The 17,463-nt window shown below is 73.7% G+C and carries 14 protein-coding genes; 10 read left to right on the top strand and 4 right to left on the bottom strand.

Features of this window, described 5'->3' with window-relative positions; translation table 11 throughout:
• Positions 1 to 6: 6 nt before the first annotated feature.
• Complete coding sequence (locus tag EMA09_RS04600; protein WP_129839139.1) at positions 7 to 513, bottom strand: hotdog fold thioesterase; 507 nt, start codon at positions 511 to 513, stop codon at positions 7 to 9.
• Position 514: 1 nt separating this feature from the next.
• Complete coding sequence (locus tag EMA09_RS04595; protein ID WP_129839137.1) at positions 515 to 2,818, bottom strand: FdhF/YdeP family oxidoreductase; 2,304 nt, start codon at positions 2,816 to 2,818, stop codon at positions 515 to 517.
• A 99-nt stretch (positions 2,819 to 2,917) separates the two neighbouring features.
• Between EMA09_RS04595 and polA the strand changes: the two genes are divergently transcribed.
• The 5 genes from polA to coaE all read left to right on the top strand — a co-directional run bounded on the left by polA (position 2,918) and on the right by coaE (position 11,196).
• On the top strand, positions 2,918 to 5,620 hold the full coding sequence (polA, locus tag EMA09_RS04590; protein ID WP_129839135.1) for a DNA polymerase I: 2,703 nt from the start codon (positions 2,918 to 2,920) through the stop codon (positions 5,618 to 5,620).
• Positions 5,621 to 5,931: 311 nt separating this feature from the next.
• Positions 5,932 to 7,812, top strand: coding sequence for a lytic murein transglycosylase (locus EMA09_RS28820; RefSeq protein ID WP_240796227.1), 1,881 nt, complete (start codon positions 5,932 to 5,934; stop codon positions 7,810 to 7,812).
• 41 nt (positions 7,813 to 7,853) lie between these two features.
• Positions 7,854 to 9,347 carry a 30S ribosomal protein S1 gene (gene rpsA, locus EMA09_RS04580; RefSeq protein ID WP_129839133.1) on the top strand — a complete coding sequence of 498 codons (1,494 nt, stop codon included), beginning with the start codon at positions 7,854 to 7,856 and terminating at the stop codon, positions 9,345 to 9,347.
• A 224-nt stretch (positions 9,348 to 9,571) separates the two neighbouring features.
• Positions 9,572 to 10,522 (top strand): PAC2 family protein, encoded by a 951-nt coding sequence (locus tag EMA09_RS04575; protein ID WP_129839131.1) that lies wholly within the window; start codon positions 9,572 to 9,574, stop codon positions 10,520 to 10,522.
• A gap of 47 nt (positions 10,523 to 10,569) precedes the next feature.
• Positions 10,570 to 11,196, top strand: a complete 627-nt coding sequence (gene coaE / locus EMA09_RS04570; protein WP_129839129.1) for a dephospho-CoA kinase — start codon at positions 10,570 to 10,572, stop codon at positions 11,194 to 11,196.
• Positions 11,197 to 11,205: 9 nt separating this feature from the next.
• On the opposite strand, the gene EMA09_RS04565 is transcribed toward coaE, so the two are convergent.
• A complete protein-coding gene (locus tag EMA09_RS04565; protein WP_129839127.1) occupies positions 11,206 to 12,405 on the bottom strand; it encodes an aromatic acid exporter family protein in 1,200 nt (399 codons plus the stop codon).
• 126 nt (positions 12,406 to 12,531) lie between these two features.
• Positions 12,532 to 12,828, bottom strand: coding sequence for a hypothetical protein (locus EMA09_RS04560; RefSeq protein WP_129839125.1), 297 nt, complete (start codon positions 12,826 to 12,828; stop codon positions 12,532 to 12,534).
• A gap of 104 nt (positions 12,829 to 12,932) precedes the next feature.
• Between EMA09_RS04560 and EMA09_RS04555 the strand changes: the two genes are divergently transcribed.
• From EMA09_RS04555 to EMA09_RS04535, 5 genes are all read left to right on the top strand, one after another.
• Positions 12,933 to 13,580 carry a uridine kinase gene (locus tag EMA09_RS04555; RefSeq protein WP_129839123.1) on the top strand — a complete coding sequence of 216 codons (648 nt, stop codon included), beginning with the start codon at positions 12,933 to 12,935 and terminating at the stop codon, positions 13,578 to 13,580.
• An 85-nt stretch (positions 13,581 to 13,665) separates the two neighbouring features.
• On the top strand, positions 13,666 to 14,961 hold the full coding sequence (locus EMA09_RS04550; protein WP_129839121.1) for a VWA domain-containing protein: 1,296 nt from the start codon (positions 13,666 to 13,668) through the stop codon (positions 14,959 to 14,961).
• Positions 14,961 to 15,824 (top strand): hypothetical protein, encoded by an 864-nt coding sequence (locus tag EMA09_RS04545; protein ID WP_240796226.1) that lies wholly within the window; start codon positions 14,961 to 14,963, stop codon positions 15,822 to 15,824. The genes EMA09_RS04550 and EMA09_RS04545 overlap by 1 nt, the downstream gene beginning before the upstream one ends.
• Before the next feature lie 199 nt (positions 15,825 to 16,023).
• Positions 16,024 to 16,482, top strand: a complete 459-nt coding sequence (locus EMA09_RS04540) for a type II toxin-antitoxin system PemK/MazF family toxin (RefSeq protein ID WP_129839119.1) — start codon at positions 16,024 to 16,026, stop codon at positions 16,480 to 16,482.
• A gap of 18 nt (positions 16,483 to 16,500) precedes the next feature.
• Complete coding sequence (locus tag EMA09_RS04535) at positions 16,501 to 17,268, top strand: PIG-L family deacetylase (RefSeq protein WP_129839117.1); 768 nt, start codon at positions 16,501 to 16,503, stop codon at positions 17,266 to 17,268.
• Positions 17,269 to 17,463 lie beyond the last annotated feature (195 nt).

The raw sequence follows: 17,463 nt of genomic DNA, 5'->3' as shown, positions 1-17,463 counted from the left end.
TCCGCCTCACTCCACGGGCGGGGCGCCGGCCTCCGGCGCCCCGTTCGCCTGCGCCTGCTGCGTCGCGGGCCGCAGCGCGCACGTCAGCCGCGCCGTGCACACGCGCTTCTCCCGCTCGTCGTGCAGCACGATCTCGTACGTCGCGGAGGTGCGGCCGGTGTGCGCGGGTGTCGCGACACCCCTCACCAGCCCCGACCTGACGGGCCGGTGGTGCGTACAGCTCAGGTCGACGCCGACCGCGATCTTGTTCGGCCCCGCGTGGAGCATCGCGCCGACCGAGCCCAGCGTCTCGGCGAGGACGGCGGACGCGCCGCCGTGCAGCAGGCCGTACGGCTGGGTGTTCCCCTCGACGGGGAGCGTCCCGACGACCTCCTGCGGGGACGCGGACACGATCCGCAGCCCCATCCGCCCGCCGAGCGCCCCCGCCGAGAACAGCGCCCGAAGGTCGATGCCGAGGCCCGCCCACTGGTCGAGGAGGCCGGCCGGGAACTGTGTACGTGTGCTGTCGCCCATGTCAGCGTTCTACCAGGCCGGTCCGGGCGTCCGCCGCCGGGGTGAGACGGATGACGACCGACTTGGACGCCGGGGTGTTGCTGACGTCGGCGGTCGCGTCGAGCGGCACCAGCACGTTGGTCTCCGGGTAGTACGCGGCGGCGCACCCCCGCGTCGTCGGGTAGTGCACGACGCGGAAGCCGGGCGCCGTGCGCTCGCTGCCGTCCGTCCACTCGCTGGTCAGGTCGGCCAGGGCGCCGTCGGCGAGCCCGCGCTCCGCCGCGTCGTCGGGGTGCACCAGTACGATCCGCCGGCCGCCGCTGATGCCGCGGTAGCGGTCGTCGAGGCCGTAGATCGTGGTGTTGTACTGGTCGTGGGAGCGGAGGGTCTGGAGCAGCAGCCGTCCCGCGGGCACCTGCGGATATTCGACGGGGGACGCCGTGAAGTTCGCCTTGCCGGTGGCGGTGGGGAAGGTCCGGCTGTCGCGGGGGGCGTGCGGCAGCGCGAAGCCGCCGGGCCGGGCCACGCGCTCCTCGAAGTCCTCGAAGCCGGGGACCACCCGCGCGATGCGCTCCCGCACCCGCCGGTAGTCCGCCTCGAACTCCTCCCACGGCGTCGCGCTGTCCTCGCCCAGCACCCGCCGCGCCAGCCGGCACACGATCGCCGGCTCCGACAGCAGCGCGTCGTCCGCGGGCCGCAGCCGCCCCCGTGAGGCGTGGACCATCCCCATCGAGTCCTCGACGGTGACGAACTGCTCGCCGCCCGCCCGCACGTCGCGCTCGGTGCGGCCGAGCGTCGGCAGGATCAGCGCCCGTGTGCCCGTGACACAGTGCGAGCGGTTCAGTTTCGTGGAGACGTGCACGGTCAGGCGCGCCCGCCGCATCGCCGCCTCGGTGACGTCCGTGTCGGGGCTCGCGGCGACGAAGTTCCCGCCCATGGCGAAGAACACCTTCGCGCGCCCGTCGCGCAGCGCGCGGATCGCCTCGACCACGTCCAGGCCGTGCCGGCGCGGCGGCGCGAAGCCGAACTCGTGCTCCAGCGCGTCGAGGAACGCGGCGGCCGGCTTCTCGTGGATGCCCATGGTCCGGTCGCCCTGCACGTTGCTGTGGCCGCGCACCGGGCACACGCCCGCGCCGGGGCGGCCGATGTTCCCGCGCAGGAGGAGGAAGTTCACGACCTCCTTGATGGTCGGCACCGCGTGCTTGTGCTGGGTCAGGCCCATCGCCCAGCAGACGACGGTCCTGCGGGAGGCCAGCACCATCTCCAGGGCGCGTTCGATCTCGGAGCGGTCGAGGCCGGTGGCGGCCAGCGTCTCGTCCCAGTCGGCCGCCGGCGCCGCCGCGGCGAACTCGTCGAAGCCGTGGCAGTGCTCCGTCACGAACGCGGTGTCCACCGCGCCGTCCCGCTCCAGGATGAGCCGGTTGAGCAGCCGGAACAGCGCCTGGTCGCCGCCGATCCTGATCTGGAGGAACAGGTCGGTCAGCGCCGTGCCCCGGCCCGCGAGGCCCCGGGGCGTCTGCGGGTTGCGGAAGCGTTCGAGCCCGGCCTCCGGCAGCGGATTGACCGAGATGATGCGGCTTCCGCCCGCTTTCGCCCGTTCCAGGGCGGACAGCATACGGGGATGGTTCGTCCCCGGGTTCTGGCCGGCGACGATGATCAGATCGGCGTGGTGCAGATCCTCCAGGGTCACGCTGCCCTTGCCGACGCCGATCGTCTCCACCAGCGCCGAGCCGGACGACTCGTGGCACATGTTCGAGCAGTCCGGCAGGTTGTTCGTGCCGAACTCGCGGGCGAACAACTGGTAGAGGAACGCCGCCTCGTTGCTCGTGCGCCCCGAGGTGTAGAAGACCGCCTCGTCCGGCGAATCGAGCGACCGCAGTTCGTCCGCGACGATGTCGAACGCCCGCTCCCAGCTCACCGGCTCGTACCGGTCGGCGCCCTCCGGCAGGTACATCGGTGTCGTCAGCCGCCCCTGCTGCCCCAGCCAGTACCCGGACCGCCCGGCCAGCTCGCCCACCGGGTGTTCGGCGAAGAACTCCGGCGTGACCCGCCGCAGCGTCGCCTCCTCCGCCACGGCCTTCGCGCCGTTCTCGCAGAACTCCGCCGTGTGCGTCCGCCCCGGCTCGGGCCACGCGCACCCGGGGCAGTCGAAGCCGTCCGGCTGGTTCACGCGCAGCAGGGTGAGCGCCGTGCGCCGCACCCCCATCTGCCGCTGCGCGACGCGCAGCGCGTGCCCGACGGCCGGGAGCCCCGCCGCGGAGTGCCGGGGAGCGCCCACGGCGGGCGCGTCCTGGACGGGATCGGTGGCCGGCGGCTCGGCGGGCATGGAGTCCTCTCCTCGCGTGATGTGGGGGCGCACGGAGCGATCCCACGATCCTCGCACGTCCGGCCGGGAGTGTCAGTGGTCCGTGGGAGGATCGGGAACGTGGCTGAGAACGCATCGCAGACGACCGCCCCGCCCCGCCTCCTCCTGCTGGACGGGCACTCGCTGGCGTACCGCGCCTTCTTCGCGCTCCCCGCGGAGAACTTCACGACCACGGTGGGCCAGCCGACGAACGCCGTGTACGGCTTCACCTCCATGCTGGCCAACACGCTGCGCGACGAGGCGCCCACGCACCTCGCCGTCGCGTTCGACGTCTCCCGCAGGACCTGGCGCTCCGAGCGGTACACGGAGTACAAGGCCACCCGCTCCGCCACGCCCGACGAGTTCAAGGGCCAGGTCGAGCTGATCGGCGAGCTGCTCGACACCATGCGCGTGCGGCGCTTCGCCGTCGACGGGTACGAGGCGGACGACGTCATCGCCACCCTCGCCACCCGGGCCGCCGCCGAGGGCTTCCACGTGTCGATCGTCACCGGCGACCGCGACGCGTTCCAGCTCGTGAGCGAGAGCGTCACCGTCCTCTACCCGACGAAGGGCGTCTCCGAGCTGACCCGCTTCACCCCGGAGAAGGTCCTGGAGAAGTACGGTCTGCCGCCCGCCCGCTACCCCGACTTCGCCGCCCTGCGCGGCGACCCGTCGGACAACCTCCCCGGCATTCCCGGCGTCGGCGAGAAGACGGCCGCGAAGTGGATCAACCAGTTCGGCTCCCTGGACGAGCTGGCCGAGCGCGCCGACGAGGTGAAGGGCAAGGCCGGGCAGAACCTCCGCGAGCACCTGGAGTCCGTCCGGCTCAACCGCGTCCTCACCGAGCTGGTGCGGGACATCGACCTCGGCTGCGGCCCTGCCGACCTCCTGCGCGCGCCGTACGACCGCGACTCCCTCACCGTCCTCCTCGACGCCCTGGAGTTCCGCAACGCCAGCCTCCGCGACCGGCTCTTCGCCGTGGATCCGGGCGCCGAGGAGGACGTGCCGGCCGTCGCCGAGGGCGTCGAGATCCAGGGCGCCGTCCTGGCCGCCGGCGGCCTCGCCCCCTGGCTCGCGGAGCACGGGGGCGAGCCCCTCGGCATGGCCACCCTCGACTCCTGGAAGCTGGGCGCGGGCAGCGTCCACGCCGTCGCCCTCGCCACCGCCGGCGGACCGGCCGCCTGGTTCGACCCGGCCGGGCTCGACGAGCCGGACGAACGCGCCTTCGCCGCCTGGGCCGCCGACCCGGCCCGCCCCAAGATCGTGCACAACGCCAAGGCCGTCCAGCGCGTCTTCGCCGAGCACGGCTGGCACGTCGCGGGCATCACCATGGACACCGCGCTGGCCGCCTACCTGGTCCAGCCCGGCCGCCGCTCCTTCGCGCTCGACGGGCTCAGCGTCGAGTTCCTCGGCCGCGAGCTGGCCCGCCCCGCCGACGAGAGCGGCCAGCTCACCCTCGGCGCGGACGAGGCCGCCGAGGCCGACAGCCTGATGCGCCACGCCCGTACCGTGCTCGACCTCGGCGAGGCGTTCCGCGGCCGGCTCACCGAGGTCGGCGCCGCCGGCCTCCTCACCGACCTGGAGCTGCCCACCTCCGACCTCCTCGCCAGGATGGAGCGGGCCGGCATCCCGGCCGACCGCGCCTGGCTGGAGCGCCTGGAGCAGCAGTTCGCCGCCGCCGTCCAGCAGGCGGTGACCGAGGCGCACGCCTCCGTCGGCCACGAGTTCAACCTCGGCTCGCCCAAGCAGCTCCAGGAAGTCCTCTTCGGTGAGCTCGGTCTCCCGAGGACGAAGAAGACGAAGACGGGCTACACCACCGACGCCGACGCCCTCACCTGGCTCGCGGCCCAGACCGAGCACCCCCTGCCGGTCATCATGCTGCGCCACCGCGAGCAGGCCAGGCTCCGCAGCACCGTCGAGGGCCTGATCAAGACCATCGCGTCGGACGGCCGCATCCACACCACGTTCCAGCAGACCGTGGCCGCTACCGGCCGTCTCTCCTCCACCGACCCCAACCTGCAGAACATCCCCGTCCGCACGGACGAGGGCCGCGCCATCCGCCGCGGCTTCGTCGTCGGGGAGGGGTACGAGTGCCTCCTCACCGCCGACTACAGCCAGATCGAGCTGCGCGTCATGGCCCATCTGTCGCAGGACGCCGGGCTCATCGAGGCGTTCACCTCCGGCGAGGACCTCCACACCACCGTCGGCTCGCAGGTCTTCTCCGTGCCCAAGGAGCAGGTGGACGCCGAGATGCGCCGGCGGATCAAGGCCATGAGCTACGGCCTCGCCTACGGTCTGTCCGCGTTCGGCCTCTCCCAGCAGCTCTCGATCTCGGCCGACGAGGCGCGCGGCCTGATGGACACCTACTTCGAGCGCTTCGGCGGCGTCCGGGACTACCTCCAGCACGTCGTCGACGAGGCCCGCGTCACCGGGTACACGCAGACCGTCCTCGGCCGCCGCCGCTACCTGCCCGACCTGACCAGCTCCAACCGCCAGCGCCGCGAGATGGCGGAGCGCATGGCCCTGAACGCCCCGATCCAGGGCACCGCCGCCGACATCGTGAAGATCGCCATGCTGCGCGTGGACGAGGCTCTGCGGCGCGATGACCTGCGCACCCGCATGCTGCTCCAGGTGCACGACGAGATCGTGCTCGAAGTGGCCCCGGGCGAGCGGGAGCGGGTCACCGAGCTGGTCCGCCGCGAGATGAAGAACGCGGTGGAGCTGCGCGCCCCGCTGGACGTCTCCATCGGGGCGGGCACCACCTGGGAGGCCGCCGCGCACTAGGGTCTGTCCGGCGGGTCTTGGCGCGGCTCGCGGCGTCGGATGCGGTGCATCGCAAGGCGCCGGATCGCAGCTCATACCCGACCGTATTCGCGCGATACGGCAACGCAGCGAGGTGCCGTGGCCGGCGTCGCGAGACAGGCAAGATCCGCCGGACAGGCCCTGGGGTCCGCCGGGCGGACCCGGGCGCCGCGTTTCCTCAACTGCCACTCGCAGTAGGCCAGTAGGTCCTGGCAGGGAACCGTCGTGTGTCGTACTGTCGTCCGTCGACGGGAAGCGCCGACGGCGGCACAGGTGCGGGGAAGGGATCACGAGTGGCGTTGCGAATCGGCAGGCTCCGCCGGGGGATCACGGGCTCGGCGGTCGCGGCGGCGGCGATGGCCGCGCTCACCGCCTCCCAGGCGGCCGACGCGGCGGGGGAGACGGTGGTACCGCCCGACCCGGCGCGCGAGCCGGTCGCCGCGGAACCGGAGGCGCCGGACCTCGGTGCCGGCGACCCGCCGTACCACACGGACCTGCCGCCGCTGGACACCGTGGAGCCCGGCACGGCCGACGACGGCACCGAGGGCGGGGACGACGACGCGGACCTCGCGGCGGAGGCCGGCATACCCGCGACCGTCCTGGACGCCTACCGCAGGGCGGCCGGCACCGTGGGGTCGACGACGCCCGGCTGCGACCTCACCTGGGAGGTCCTCGCCGGCATCGGCAAGGTCGAGTCCGGGCACGCGCGGGGCGGCGACGTCACCGCGGACGGCACGACGACGACGCCGATCCTCGGCCCCGCACTCAACGGGCAGGGCTTCGCCCGCATCGACGACACGGACGGCGGCCGCTGGGACGGCGACACCCGGTTCGACCGCGCCGTCGGCCCCATGCAGTTCATCCCGTCCACGTGGCAGACCTGGGGCACCGACGGCAACGGCGACGGCGTCGCGGACCCCGACAACGTGTACGACGCCGCCCTCGCGGCCGGCGACTACCTGTGCGCGTCCGGCCGCAGCCTGGCCACGTCGGACGGCCTGGACCGGGCGATCCTCAGTTACAACCACTCCTGGGACTACGTCAGCACGGTCCGCTCCTGGATCGACTACTACCGGCACGGCGTCCACGAGGTCCCCGACGGCGAGGGGCAGCTCCCCGCGTCGCCGGGAGCCGGCAGCCCGTCGCCGGGCGGCGCGGACGAGGAGGAGCGCGACACCGGCGCGGCCGCCCGGCCCACGGTCCCGCCGGCCGCCGACGAGGGCGACGGCGACACGGGCGGTGCCGGCACCGGCAGCGACCCGGAGGGGGAGTCGGGCGGCACGGACGGGCCGGCCGACGAGGACCCGGCCGCGGAGGTGCCGGACGGCGACGGGGAGACCGAGGAGCCGGGCACCGAGGAGCCCGGGACCGACGAGCCGGGGACGACCGACCCGGGCGGCGAGGAGCCCGGGACCACCGACCCCGGCGGTGAGGAGCCCGGCGATCCGGAGGACCCGGACGACCCGACCGCGCCCGAGTGCCCGGCCGATCCCGAGGACCCGACGGACCCCGAGGACCCCACAGACCCGACGGATCCTGCCGACCCCGCCGACCCGGAGGGGCCGGGGACGGAGGAGCCCGGCGAGGGCACCGACCCGGACGGCGGCACCGCCACGCCCGGTGACCCGGACGGTTCCACGGACACCGATGACCCGGCAGACCCGGAGGACCCGGCAGACCCGGACGACGGTGCCGGGGACCCGGGGACGAGTGCGGGGACGAGGAGGACCCCGCAGACCCGGCCGACCCCGAGGACCCCGCCGACCCGGACGGCACCCAGGAGCCCGGAGCGCCGGGCACGGCGGACGGCACGGCGGTGGTCGTGGTCTCCCGCCGCGCCGTCTGACACCGCGCGGCCCGCTGCCCGGCGCGCCCCCGCGGCACCCGTGCCGGGGGCGCGTCCCGGCCCGGGGACGTCCTCCGGAGCGCCTGTGGTGCCGGAAAGCGCCCGGTCCGGGCCGGTTCGCCCCACGTGGGGCGAACCGCGCATTGACCCCGCTCCGATGCGCCCGTATGCTATAAGGCGCGCTGCGAGCCTGCGCGCCTCGGACGGAGCAGGAGCGCTCGCGAGTGCTGTTGTCCCCTCGGTTGTCGAGGCCCTTCCGGTCCTGCGTACGGAAGACCGCTTCTCCGGCTGGTCGGCTTCGGCGCCGCGACATGGGCTTTCGGCGTAGCAGTGCCTACGAAACATGTCCGTACCGGAGCCCTTTACCACATGACGAGCAGCACCGAGACCACCGCGACCACGCCGCAGGTTGCGGTAAACGACATCGGTTCCGAGGAAGCCTTCCTCGCCGCGATCGACGAGACGATCAAGTACTTCAACGACGGCGACATCGTCGACGGCGTCATCGTGAAGGTCGATCGGGACGAGGTCCTGCTCGACATCGGCTACAAGACCGAGGGCGTCATCCCCTCGCGCGAGCTGTCGATCAAGCACGACGTCGACCCCAACGAGGTTGTCGCCGTCGGCGACGAGATCGAGGCCCTTGTTCTCCAGAAGGAGGACAAGGAGGGCCGGCTGATCCTCTCGAAGAAGCGCGCCCAGTACGAGCGGGCCTGGGGGACCATCGAGAAGATCAAGGACGAGGACGGCATCGTCACCGGCACGGTGATCGAGGTCGTCAAGGGCGGTCTGATCCTGGACATCGGCCTCCGCGGCTTCCTGCCCGCGTCGCTGGTCGAGATGCGCCGGGTCCGCGACCTCCAGCCCTACGTGGGCAAGGAGCTCGAGGCGAAGATCATCGAGCTCGACAAGAACCGCAACAACGTGGTCCTCTCCCGCCGTGCCTGGCTGGAGCAGACCCAGAGCGAGGTCCGCCAGACCTTCCTCACCACCCTCCAGAAGGGCCAGGTGCGCTCCGGCGTCGTCTCCTCCATCGTCAACTTCGGTGCCTTCGTGGACCTGGGTGGCGTGGACGGCCTGGTGCACGTCTCCGAGCTGTCCTGGAAGCACATCGACCACCCCTCCGAGGTCGTCGAGGTCGGCCAGGAGGTCACGGTCGAGGTCCTGGACGTCGACATGGACCGCGAGCGTGTCTCGCTGTCCCTCAAGGCGACCCAGGAAGACCCGTGGCAGCAGTTCGCCCGGACCCACCAGATCGGGCAGGTCGTGCCCGGCAAGGTCACCAAGCTGGTGCCGTTCGGCGCGTTCGTCCGGGTGGACGAGGGCATCGAGGGCCTGGTCCACATCTCCGAGCTGGCCGAGCGCCACGTGGAGATCCCGGAGCAGGTCGTCCAGGTCAACGACGAGATCTTCGTCAAGGTCATCGACATCGACCTGGAGCGCCGCCGGATCAGCCTCTCGCTGAAGCAGGCGAACGAGAACTTCGGTCCGGACCCGCTGGCCGTCGAGTTCGACCCGACCCTGTACGGCATGGCCGCGTCCTACGACGACCAGGGCAACTACATCTACCCCGAGGGCTTCGACCCGGAGGCCAACGACTGGCTGCCCGGGTACGAGAAGCAGCGCGAGGAGTGGGAGCGCCAGTACGCCGAGGCGCAGCAGCGCTTCGAGCAGCACCAGGCGCAGGTCATCAAGTCCCGCGAGGCCGACGCGCAGGCGGAGGCCGAGGCGGCCGGCGGCGGTCAGCCGTCCGGGGCCTCGGGCGGCTCGTACTCCTCCCCGGCGGGCGAGGACTCGGGTGCCCTGGCTTCCGACGAGGCGCTGGCGGCGCTCCGCGAGAAGCTCGCGGGCGGCCAGAGCTGATCACCAGGCCCGGCCGGTCCTGACCGGTCCGTGACACGACGAGGGTCCGTTCTCCTCCGGGAGGGCGGACCTTCGCCGTGTCCGCCCGCGCCCGGGCGCCCGGCGCTGTCCGGTTCTCCGCCCTGCCGCGGCCCGCTCCCGCCCCTCGGCCGTACACCGGGAATGCGGTCGCGGTACGGTGCGTTGACCGGTGCGTACGCGAGCGACGGAAGGAAGCGGTGGCGGTGCGTGATCCGCGGGAGTTGTACGCATGGGAGCCGCGCGGCCTGGCACTGGCCGACGAGGCGATCCGTGACCCCGACAGCGCGGGGCCTGTCCTGCTCTACCACTTCGAGGGCTTCATGGACGCCGGTGAGACCGGTGGCCAGATCGTGGAGCAGCTGATCGAGAGCCGCACGTCGGTGCCGGTCGCGCGGTTCGACCACGACCGGCTGGTGGACTACCGGGCGCGCCGGCCGGAGATGACGTTCCGCCGCGACCGCTGGACCGCCTACGAGGCGCCGAGGCTGGAGCTGCGCCTGATCCATGACGCGACGCACCAGCCCTTCCTGGTCCTGTCGGGTCCTGAGCCGGACGTGGAGTGGGAGAGCTTCGCGGCGGCCGTGCGGCAGATCGTGGAGCGGCTGCGGGTCCGCATGGCCGTGACGTTCCACGGCATCCCGATGGGCGTTCCGCACACCCGACCGGTCGGTCTGACACCGCACGGGAACCGGTCGGACCTCGTGCCCGGACATCACTCCCTCTTCGACGAGGCGCAGGTGCCCGGCAGCGCCGCGGCCCTCGTCGAGCTGCGGCTGACCGAGTCGGGGCACGATGTGCTGGGGGTGGCCGCGCATGTGCCGCACTACGTCGCGCGGCCGCGGTACCCGGACGCCGCGCTCGTGGTGCTTGAGGCCGTGACGGCGGCGACCGGGCTCGTGCTGCCCGAGGAGGCGCACGCGCTGCGGAGCCGGGCGCTGCGGACCCAGGACGAGATCGAGCGTGAACTGGCCGAGGGCGACTCGGAGCTGGTGTCGGTCGTCCAGGGGCTCGAGCAGCAGTACGACGCGATCGCCGGGGTCGCCACCCGGGGGAGCCTGGTCGCGGAGCCGGCCGAGCTGCCGTCGGCGGACGAGCTGGGCGAGGTCTTCGAGCGCTTCCTGGCCGAGCGCGAGGACGACGGGCCGGAACGCTGAGCCGGGCACGGCGGACCGTCCTCCCGGACAAACCCTAGGCTTCTCCCATGCTGAGTGTGGGACTGACCGGCGGAATCGGCGCCGGCAAGAGCGAGGCGGTCCGGATGTTCGCCGCGCTCGGTGCGGTGATCGTCGACTCGGACGCGATCGCGCACGAGGTGGTGGAGCCGGGGACTCCCGGTCTCGCGGCCGTGGCGGCGGAGTTCGGCACCGAGGTGCTCGACCCGGACGGCGCCCTGGACCGGGCGCGCCTCGCGTCCGTGGTCTTCGCGGACGAGCTGCGGCTGAAGGCGCTGAACGCGATCGTCCACCCCCTGGTGGCGCAGCGCTCGGCCGAGCTGGCCGCGGCCGCGCCGGCCGACGCGATCGTGCTGCACGACGTGCCCCTGCTCGTGGAGAACCGGCTCATGGACCGGTTCGCCGTGGTCGTGGTGGTCGACGCGGACGAACGGACCCAGCTCGGGCGGCTCACACGGGTGCGGGGCATGTCGGAGGCGGACGCGAAGGCACGGATGGCCGCGCAGGCGTCCCGTGCTGAGCGGCTCGAACACGCGGACTTCGTCCTGCGCAACGACGGATCGCTCCCGGAGCTGGAACGCCAGGTCACCGAGCTGTGGCGGGAGCTGACCGCCCTGCGGGAGCGGAGGGACGATCCGGCCCGCGGGCGGGGCTGAGCGGGGGCGTCACTTCCTGCCGATGCCCGCCAGCTTGTGCAGGCGGGGATGCTTCTCACGGGTCTCGGCGGCGACGCGGTCGAGTTCCTCGGCCAGGTGGATGGAGCGTTTGTCGATGTCGAGTTCGGTCAGCATGCGGTCCACCTCGGCCAGCAGCGAGCCGTGGAGCTGCCACTGACGCGGGTGCTGCTGCACCCGGGCGAGGAGGACGTGCGCCACGTGCTCGCGGCTGATCCGGGCGGCGTCCAGCTCGATGGCGAGGAACTTCTCGGCCTCGTCCGCCGCCGTGCTGACCTGGCTCGTGATGAGAGTGGCGTAGCTGTCGACGGCGCCGGCGAGGTTGGCCAGCAGTTCGCGCAGCGCCGGGGCCAGGTCGGGCGGGAACAGCGGCTCGTCCTCCCGCCGCTGCGCGAGGTCGAGGAGCGTGCGGGTCATGGCCCGCAGGATCACGACGCACACCTCCAGCGTGTCGAGGCCGGAGCGCAGGACGATCCGGGTGAGCAGCGGCTCCTTCACGCGGGGGTTGAGGCGGACGCTCTCCTCGGCCTGGGTGATGGAGGCGTCGACGCGGGCGACGTCCTGGTCGAGCCGCCGGGCGCTGTCGAGTTCGTCGCTGAGGGTCCCCGCGGGGGCGCGGTCGCGGCAGATCTCCTCGCTGAGCCGCAGCAGCAGGTCCCGCATGCGGTGGGCCTGCTCCTCGATGTCCTCGCTCGCCGAGCGCACCCAGACGGGGGGCGCGATGATCAGGTTGAACAGGAGGCCGACGACCGCGCCGATGACCGTCTCCACGACCCGGTCGAGCGCGGTGTCGGCGTGCTGGGTGACGCCGAGGACGAGCATCGCGCTGATCGCCACCTCGGGGACGAACTCGCTGACCCGCGCGATGTGGCCGACGGTGAGCGCCGTGACCAGGAGCAGGGCGAGGCTCCACCAGCTCAGGCCGACGAGCGCGCTGAACCCGGTGGCGACCAGGACGCCGACGACGACGGCGTTGACGCGGCGGATGCCGGTGGTGAGGGTGGCGAACAGGGTGACCTGGACGACGAGCAGGGCCGTCAGCGGTGCCAGCAGCGGTGCCGGCACGCTGGTCAGCCACACGGCGGCGAGGTAGGCGAGTGTCGCGGCGGCGGACGAGCGCAGGAGCTGGACCGCGACGGGCTCGCTGGTCCGTCTGGCCAGGTCGACGATCTGTTCCTGCACGTCCCGCATGCTGAACCTCATTCCCTGCGTCTGCTCGCATCCACGATGAAAGATGCCATTCCGGGCGGCGATCGCGAACGAGGCTGAGCTGCTGCGTCGCCGGGGTCGTGGCGCCGGCGCGGGACGGAGACGGCGTCAGGAAGCTTCGTCGGCCAGGGTCATGAGGGTCAGCAGCGCGGCCCTGACCTCCGGCGCGGACAGGGCGGTCTCCCCGTCCCGGGGGGCCGGGAGCGCGAGCGCGGGCGGCTGCCCGGTGCGGCAGCCGTGCCAGGTGTGGAAGGCGCGCATGAGGACGATGAACTGGGCCGGGGGCATGCGGGCGCGCAGCGCCTCCACGTGGAGGGCGAACGGACTCGGGTCCACCGCGCCGGGTGTGTCCGGCGCGGTGCCGCCGCTCACCGCGGTCCCCTCGTCGCTCGTCTCCTCGTCCATGGCACCATCGTGCGGGCGCCCGGTTCCCCGCGGTAGGACGCATGGACGGCCACGGGTGCGCCCGCGTACGCCCGGCGCACGCGCCGTCCGGGAGGAGGGACAGCATGCGACTCGAGCCGATCAGCCCGGAACGTCTCACCGGGGCGCTGGCGGAGCACCTGGCCCGTCTGCACGGTGCAGACGGCGGCCCCTGGACACGGGTGCTGATCGACGGCGCGCCCGCTGCCCGGCCGGGCGACCTGGCGGAAGGGGTCGCGCGGGAGCTGCGCCCGCGCGGGCGGCCGGTGCTCGTGGTGGGTGCGGGCGGATTCCTGCGCGCCGCCTCCGTCCGTTTCGAGTACGGCAGGCGCGATCCGGACGCGTACCGCGACCTGTGGCTCGACACGGGGGCGCTGTGGCGCGAGGTGCTGACGCCGCTCGACGCGGACGGCAGCGGCCGGGTGCTGCCGGACCTGTGGGACCCGGAGCGGGACCGCGCCACCCGCAGCGCGTACGTCACCCTGCCGCCGGGCGGTGTGCTCCTCCTGCACGGCACCTTCCTGCTCGGCCGCTGGTTCCCCGCGGATCTGACCGTCCACCTGAGCCTGTCGGCGGGGGCGCTCGAACGCCGGACACCGGCGGAGGAGCGGTGGACACTGCCCGCGTTCGAGCGGTACGACGGCGAGGTGGACCCGGTCACGGCGGCCGACACGGTGGTCCGCCTGGACGACCCCCGCCGGCCGGCCTGGAGCGGTCTTCCCGAGACCCGCTGACGCACCGTCAGGAGATCGTCCGGGTGCCGGCCGCCGGTTCGGGGGTGGTGTCGGCCACTCAGGTGACGATCAATAAGATCCCCTGATGATCTCAAGAAAATGGTCGGCGGTCGGCCTGGCCGGGCTGCTCGCCGCCCTCGCGGCCGGTCTGCTGCCCACGCATGCCGTCGCCGACGAAACGGACCAGGACGCGCCACCGCCCCGGGTCGACCTCGTCCTCGATGTCAGCGGCTCCATGCGGGAGCGCGACATGAGCGACGGCCAGTCCCGCATGGCCGCCGCCCAGCAGGCGTTCAACGAGGTGATCGACGCCGTTCCCGAGGAGGTGCACCTCGGCATCAGGACACTCGGCGCCACCTACCCGGGTGACGACGTGGAGATCGGCTGCCAGGACAGCGAGCAGCTGTACCCGGTCGGGCCGGTGGACCGCACGGAGGCGAAGACCGCCGTGGCGACCCTCCGCCCGACGGGCTGGACGCCGATCGGCCTCGCGCTGCGCGGCGCCGTGGAGGACCTCGGCGACGGCGAGGGCACCCGCAGGATCGTCCTGATCACCGACGGCGAGGACTCCTGCGGCGACCCCGACCCGTGCGACGTGGCCAGGGAGCTGGCGGCGGACGGGACACACCTCGTCATCGACACGCTCGGGCTGACCCTCGACGACGCGGTGCGCGAACAGCTCAGCTGCATCGCCGAGGCCACCGGCGGCACCTACACGGCCGTGCAGGACACCGAGCAGCTCGCCGACCGGATCGATCAACTGGTGCGGCGGGCCGACCTGCCCGTGGAGAACCCCACCGCCGTCGTCGGCGCCGACCGGTGCGAGGACGCGCCGCGCCTCGGTGTCGGCGTCTGGACGGACCGCCAGGAGTTCACCCAGCACCGCTACTACCGCGTGCCCGTGGTCGCCGGGCAGGAACTGCGCGCCTCGGTGAGCGTGTCGGCCGACCGCGCCGTCGACCCGGACTACGGCGTCCTGCTCCGTGCGTTCGACGAGGACGGCCACGAACTGGTCAGGGGCACCGGGGCCGACACGGGGCGGACCGACGTCGTCTCCACCGGCCTGCGCTACCCGCTGGCCGATGAGGACGACGCCGACGACGGCGACGAGGCCGACGACGGTGATGGCGACGCGGTCCGCCTCGTCTGCCTGGAGGTGGCCACCTCCTTCTCGGCGCCCGACGCCGTCCAGGTCTCCCCGGGCCTGCCGGTCGAACTGACCGTGGACGTGGTCTCCGCGCCGGACGAGCCGTCCGACGTGGCCGCGTTCGGCCTCGGCCGGGGCTGGGTGACCCTGCTGCTGCTCACCGGCGTCGGCCTGGTGGGCGGTCTGCTGCTCGGCCTGTTCGTCCGGCTCGGCATCGCGTTCGGGAGGTCCTGATGGAAACGACCACGAACCCCACGGGGCAGCGCACCACCTCGTGGGGACGCGCTGCCCGCACCCTCGCGGCGCCGCTGCTCGCCGCCACCGCCCTGCTCGCCGGGAGCGTGCCGGCCGCGGCGGACGACGGGGACGCACCGACCGAGGCCGGGACGACGTTCCGCACGGCCACGGTCATCGACCAGGGGCAGACGGCGACGGCCACCGCCTCCACCGGCGACTACCTGTACTGGGTGTTCCCCGCGGCCGCGGGACAGACCGCCACCGCCGAGGCCACGATCACCTTCCCCGAGGCGGCGGCGCGCACCGGCACGGCCACCTGGCGTCTGGACGTCTACGACGGCCTGCGCCGCCGGCAGGCGTGCACCGAGGGGCCCGAGACCGCCGCGGCGGCCGAGGACACCGGCACGGTGAGCCTCTCCTGCACCCTGCGGACGGTCCGGCCGTGGGCCGAGCCGTGGTCCGACGCCCCGCTGCCGGGCGGCTACTACGTCCGGGTCACGGTCGCCGACCTGCCCGAGCGCGACCTCGGCCAGCCGTTCGACATCGAGGTCACGGCCACCGTGGCCGACGAGGGCGGCTCCGCCGCGGCCGGCGGTGACCTCGCGACCCCGCTGCTGCCCGTCGGCAGCGCGGGCGCCCCGGCCGAGGACGGTGCCGCCGCCGGCGATGACGGGGACGACGGGGGCGACGGTACGTCCGGTCCGTACCTCGCCGCCCTGCCCGAGCCGGACGGCGGCTGGAACGGCGGCTGGTGGACCGACCGCTGGCTGTGGACCGCGGCGGGCGGCGTCCTGGCCGCGCTGGCCGGCGTCGGCGGCTACCGCATCGTGCGCGGTCCCAGGGCACCGCGCGGCGCCTGACCGATCGCTCCTCGGCCCGTGCCGGGGGTGGGCGCGAGTCCACCCCCGGCACGGGCTTCCCCATGCGTGGCGCCGCCGCGAGAATCCCCCCGTGGTCACGGACACCGAGTGGGAGCGGATACGGCGCGGGCTACGACCTCCACGTTTCCCGCCCCGGTCACGTACCACCGCGCGGCGCGGCGGCGATACGGTGATCGTCATGGAGCGCACCAAGGACATCGAGACCCGCGAGATACCCGGGCGGTACGGACCGTCCGCCACGGTTGAGGCCGACCCCGGGGCCGTCGGCCCCGTCCGGACCGAGTACGCGCCGGAGCCGGACGGCGACCCCGATCCCGGGGAGATCGTGTGGACCTGGGTGCCCTACGAGGAGAACGACGGCCGGGGTAAGGACCGGCCCGTCCTGGTCGTGGCCCGTGAACCGGAGCGCGGCACCCTGCTCGCCGTCCAGCTCTCCAGCCGGGACCGCGACCACGACAGCGAGTGGCTGCCCATGGGCTCCGGCCCCTGGGACCGGACCGGACGCGACTCCTGGGTGCACCTGGAGCGCGTCCTGCGCGTCCACCCCGACGGCATGCGGCGCGAGGCGTGCGCCCTCGACAGGGCGCGCTTCAACCGCGTCGTCCACAGTCTGCAACTGCGCCACGGCTGGCGCTGACCCGACGGAGGCACCCCGATGACCGAGCCGACCCCCGCCCCGCTGGCCCCCATGCCGCTCGACTGGCGGCGCGCGCTCGCCGTCGTCGCACACCCCGACGACCTGGAGTACGGCGCCGCCGGGGCCGTCGCCGAGTGGACGGCGGCCGGCCGCGAGGTCGTGTACGTGCTGGTCACGCGGGGTGAGGCCGGGATCGACGGACTGGCTCCCGAGGAGTCGGCCCGGGTGCGCACCGCCGAGCAGGAGGCGAGCGCGGCGGCGGTCGGGGTGACCACCGTCGAGTTCCTCGACCATCCGGACGGGGTGATCGAACCCGGCGTCCGCCTGCGGCGCGACCTCGCGCGCGCCGTCCGCCGGCACCGGCCGGAGCTGCTGCTCACCCTGAACCACCACGACACGTGGGGCGGCCGGGCCTGGAACACGCCCGACCACCGCGTCGTGGGCCGTGCCGTCCTCGACGCCGCGGGCGACGCGGGCAACCGGTGGATCTTCCCCGAGGACGGCACGGACGGCGGGGAGCCGGCGGGGGAGACCGCGCCGTGGAACGGTGTGCGCTGGGTCGCGGTGGCGGCCTCCCCGCGGGCCACCCACGCCCAGGCGGTCGGGCACGAGGCCCTGGAGCGCGCCATCGCGTCGCTCACCGAGCACCGCGCGTACATCGAGGGGCTCGGCGACGGCGGGACGCCGGCCGAGTACGCGCGCCGCCTGCACGAGGGCGCCGTCGCCGCGGCGGCGGAGCGGTTCGGCGGGCGGCCGTGCGTCCCGTTCGAGGTGTTCCCGCGCTGACCGGCCCACCGGGACGTGGGCCTGCTCACAGCCCCGGAACGGTCTCCTAGCGGTCCTCGTGGAGAGAGGTGACCGAAGGCCCGGGGCCTCCGGCCCGGCTCGCGGGGGACCGTGACCGCCGGCTCAGGCCGCCCGGTCCCGCGGCCCGGCCGCCCTTGCGCCGCAACGGCCGGGTACCCCCACGCCTCCGCACCG

This window comes from Streptomyces sp. RFCAC02, from assembly GCF_004193175.1.
Taxonomy (GTDB): domain Bacteria; phylum Actinomycetota; class Actinomycetes; order Streptomycetales; family Streptomycetaceae; genus Streptomyces.
The sequence above is the reverse complement of the archived record's forward strand: the minus strand, read 5'-3'. Positions and strand labels throughout refer to the sequence as shown.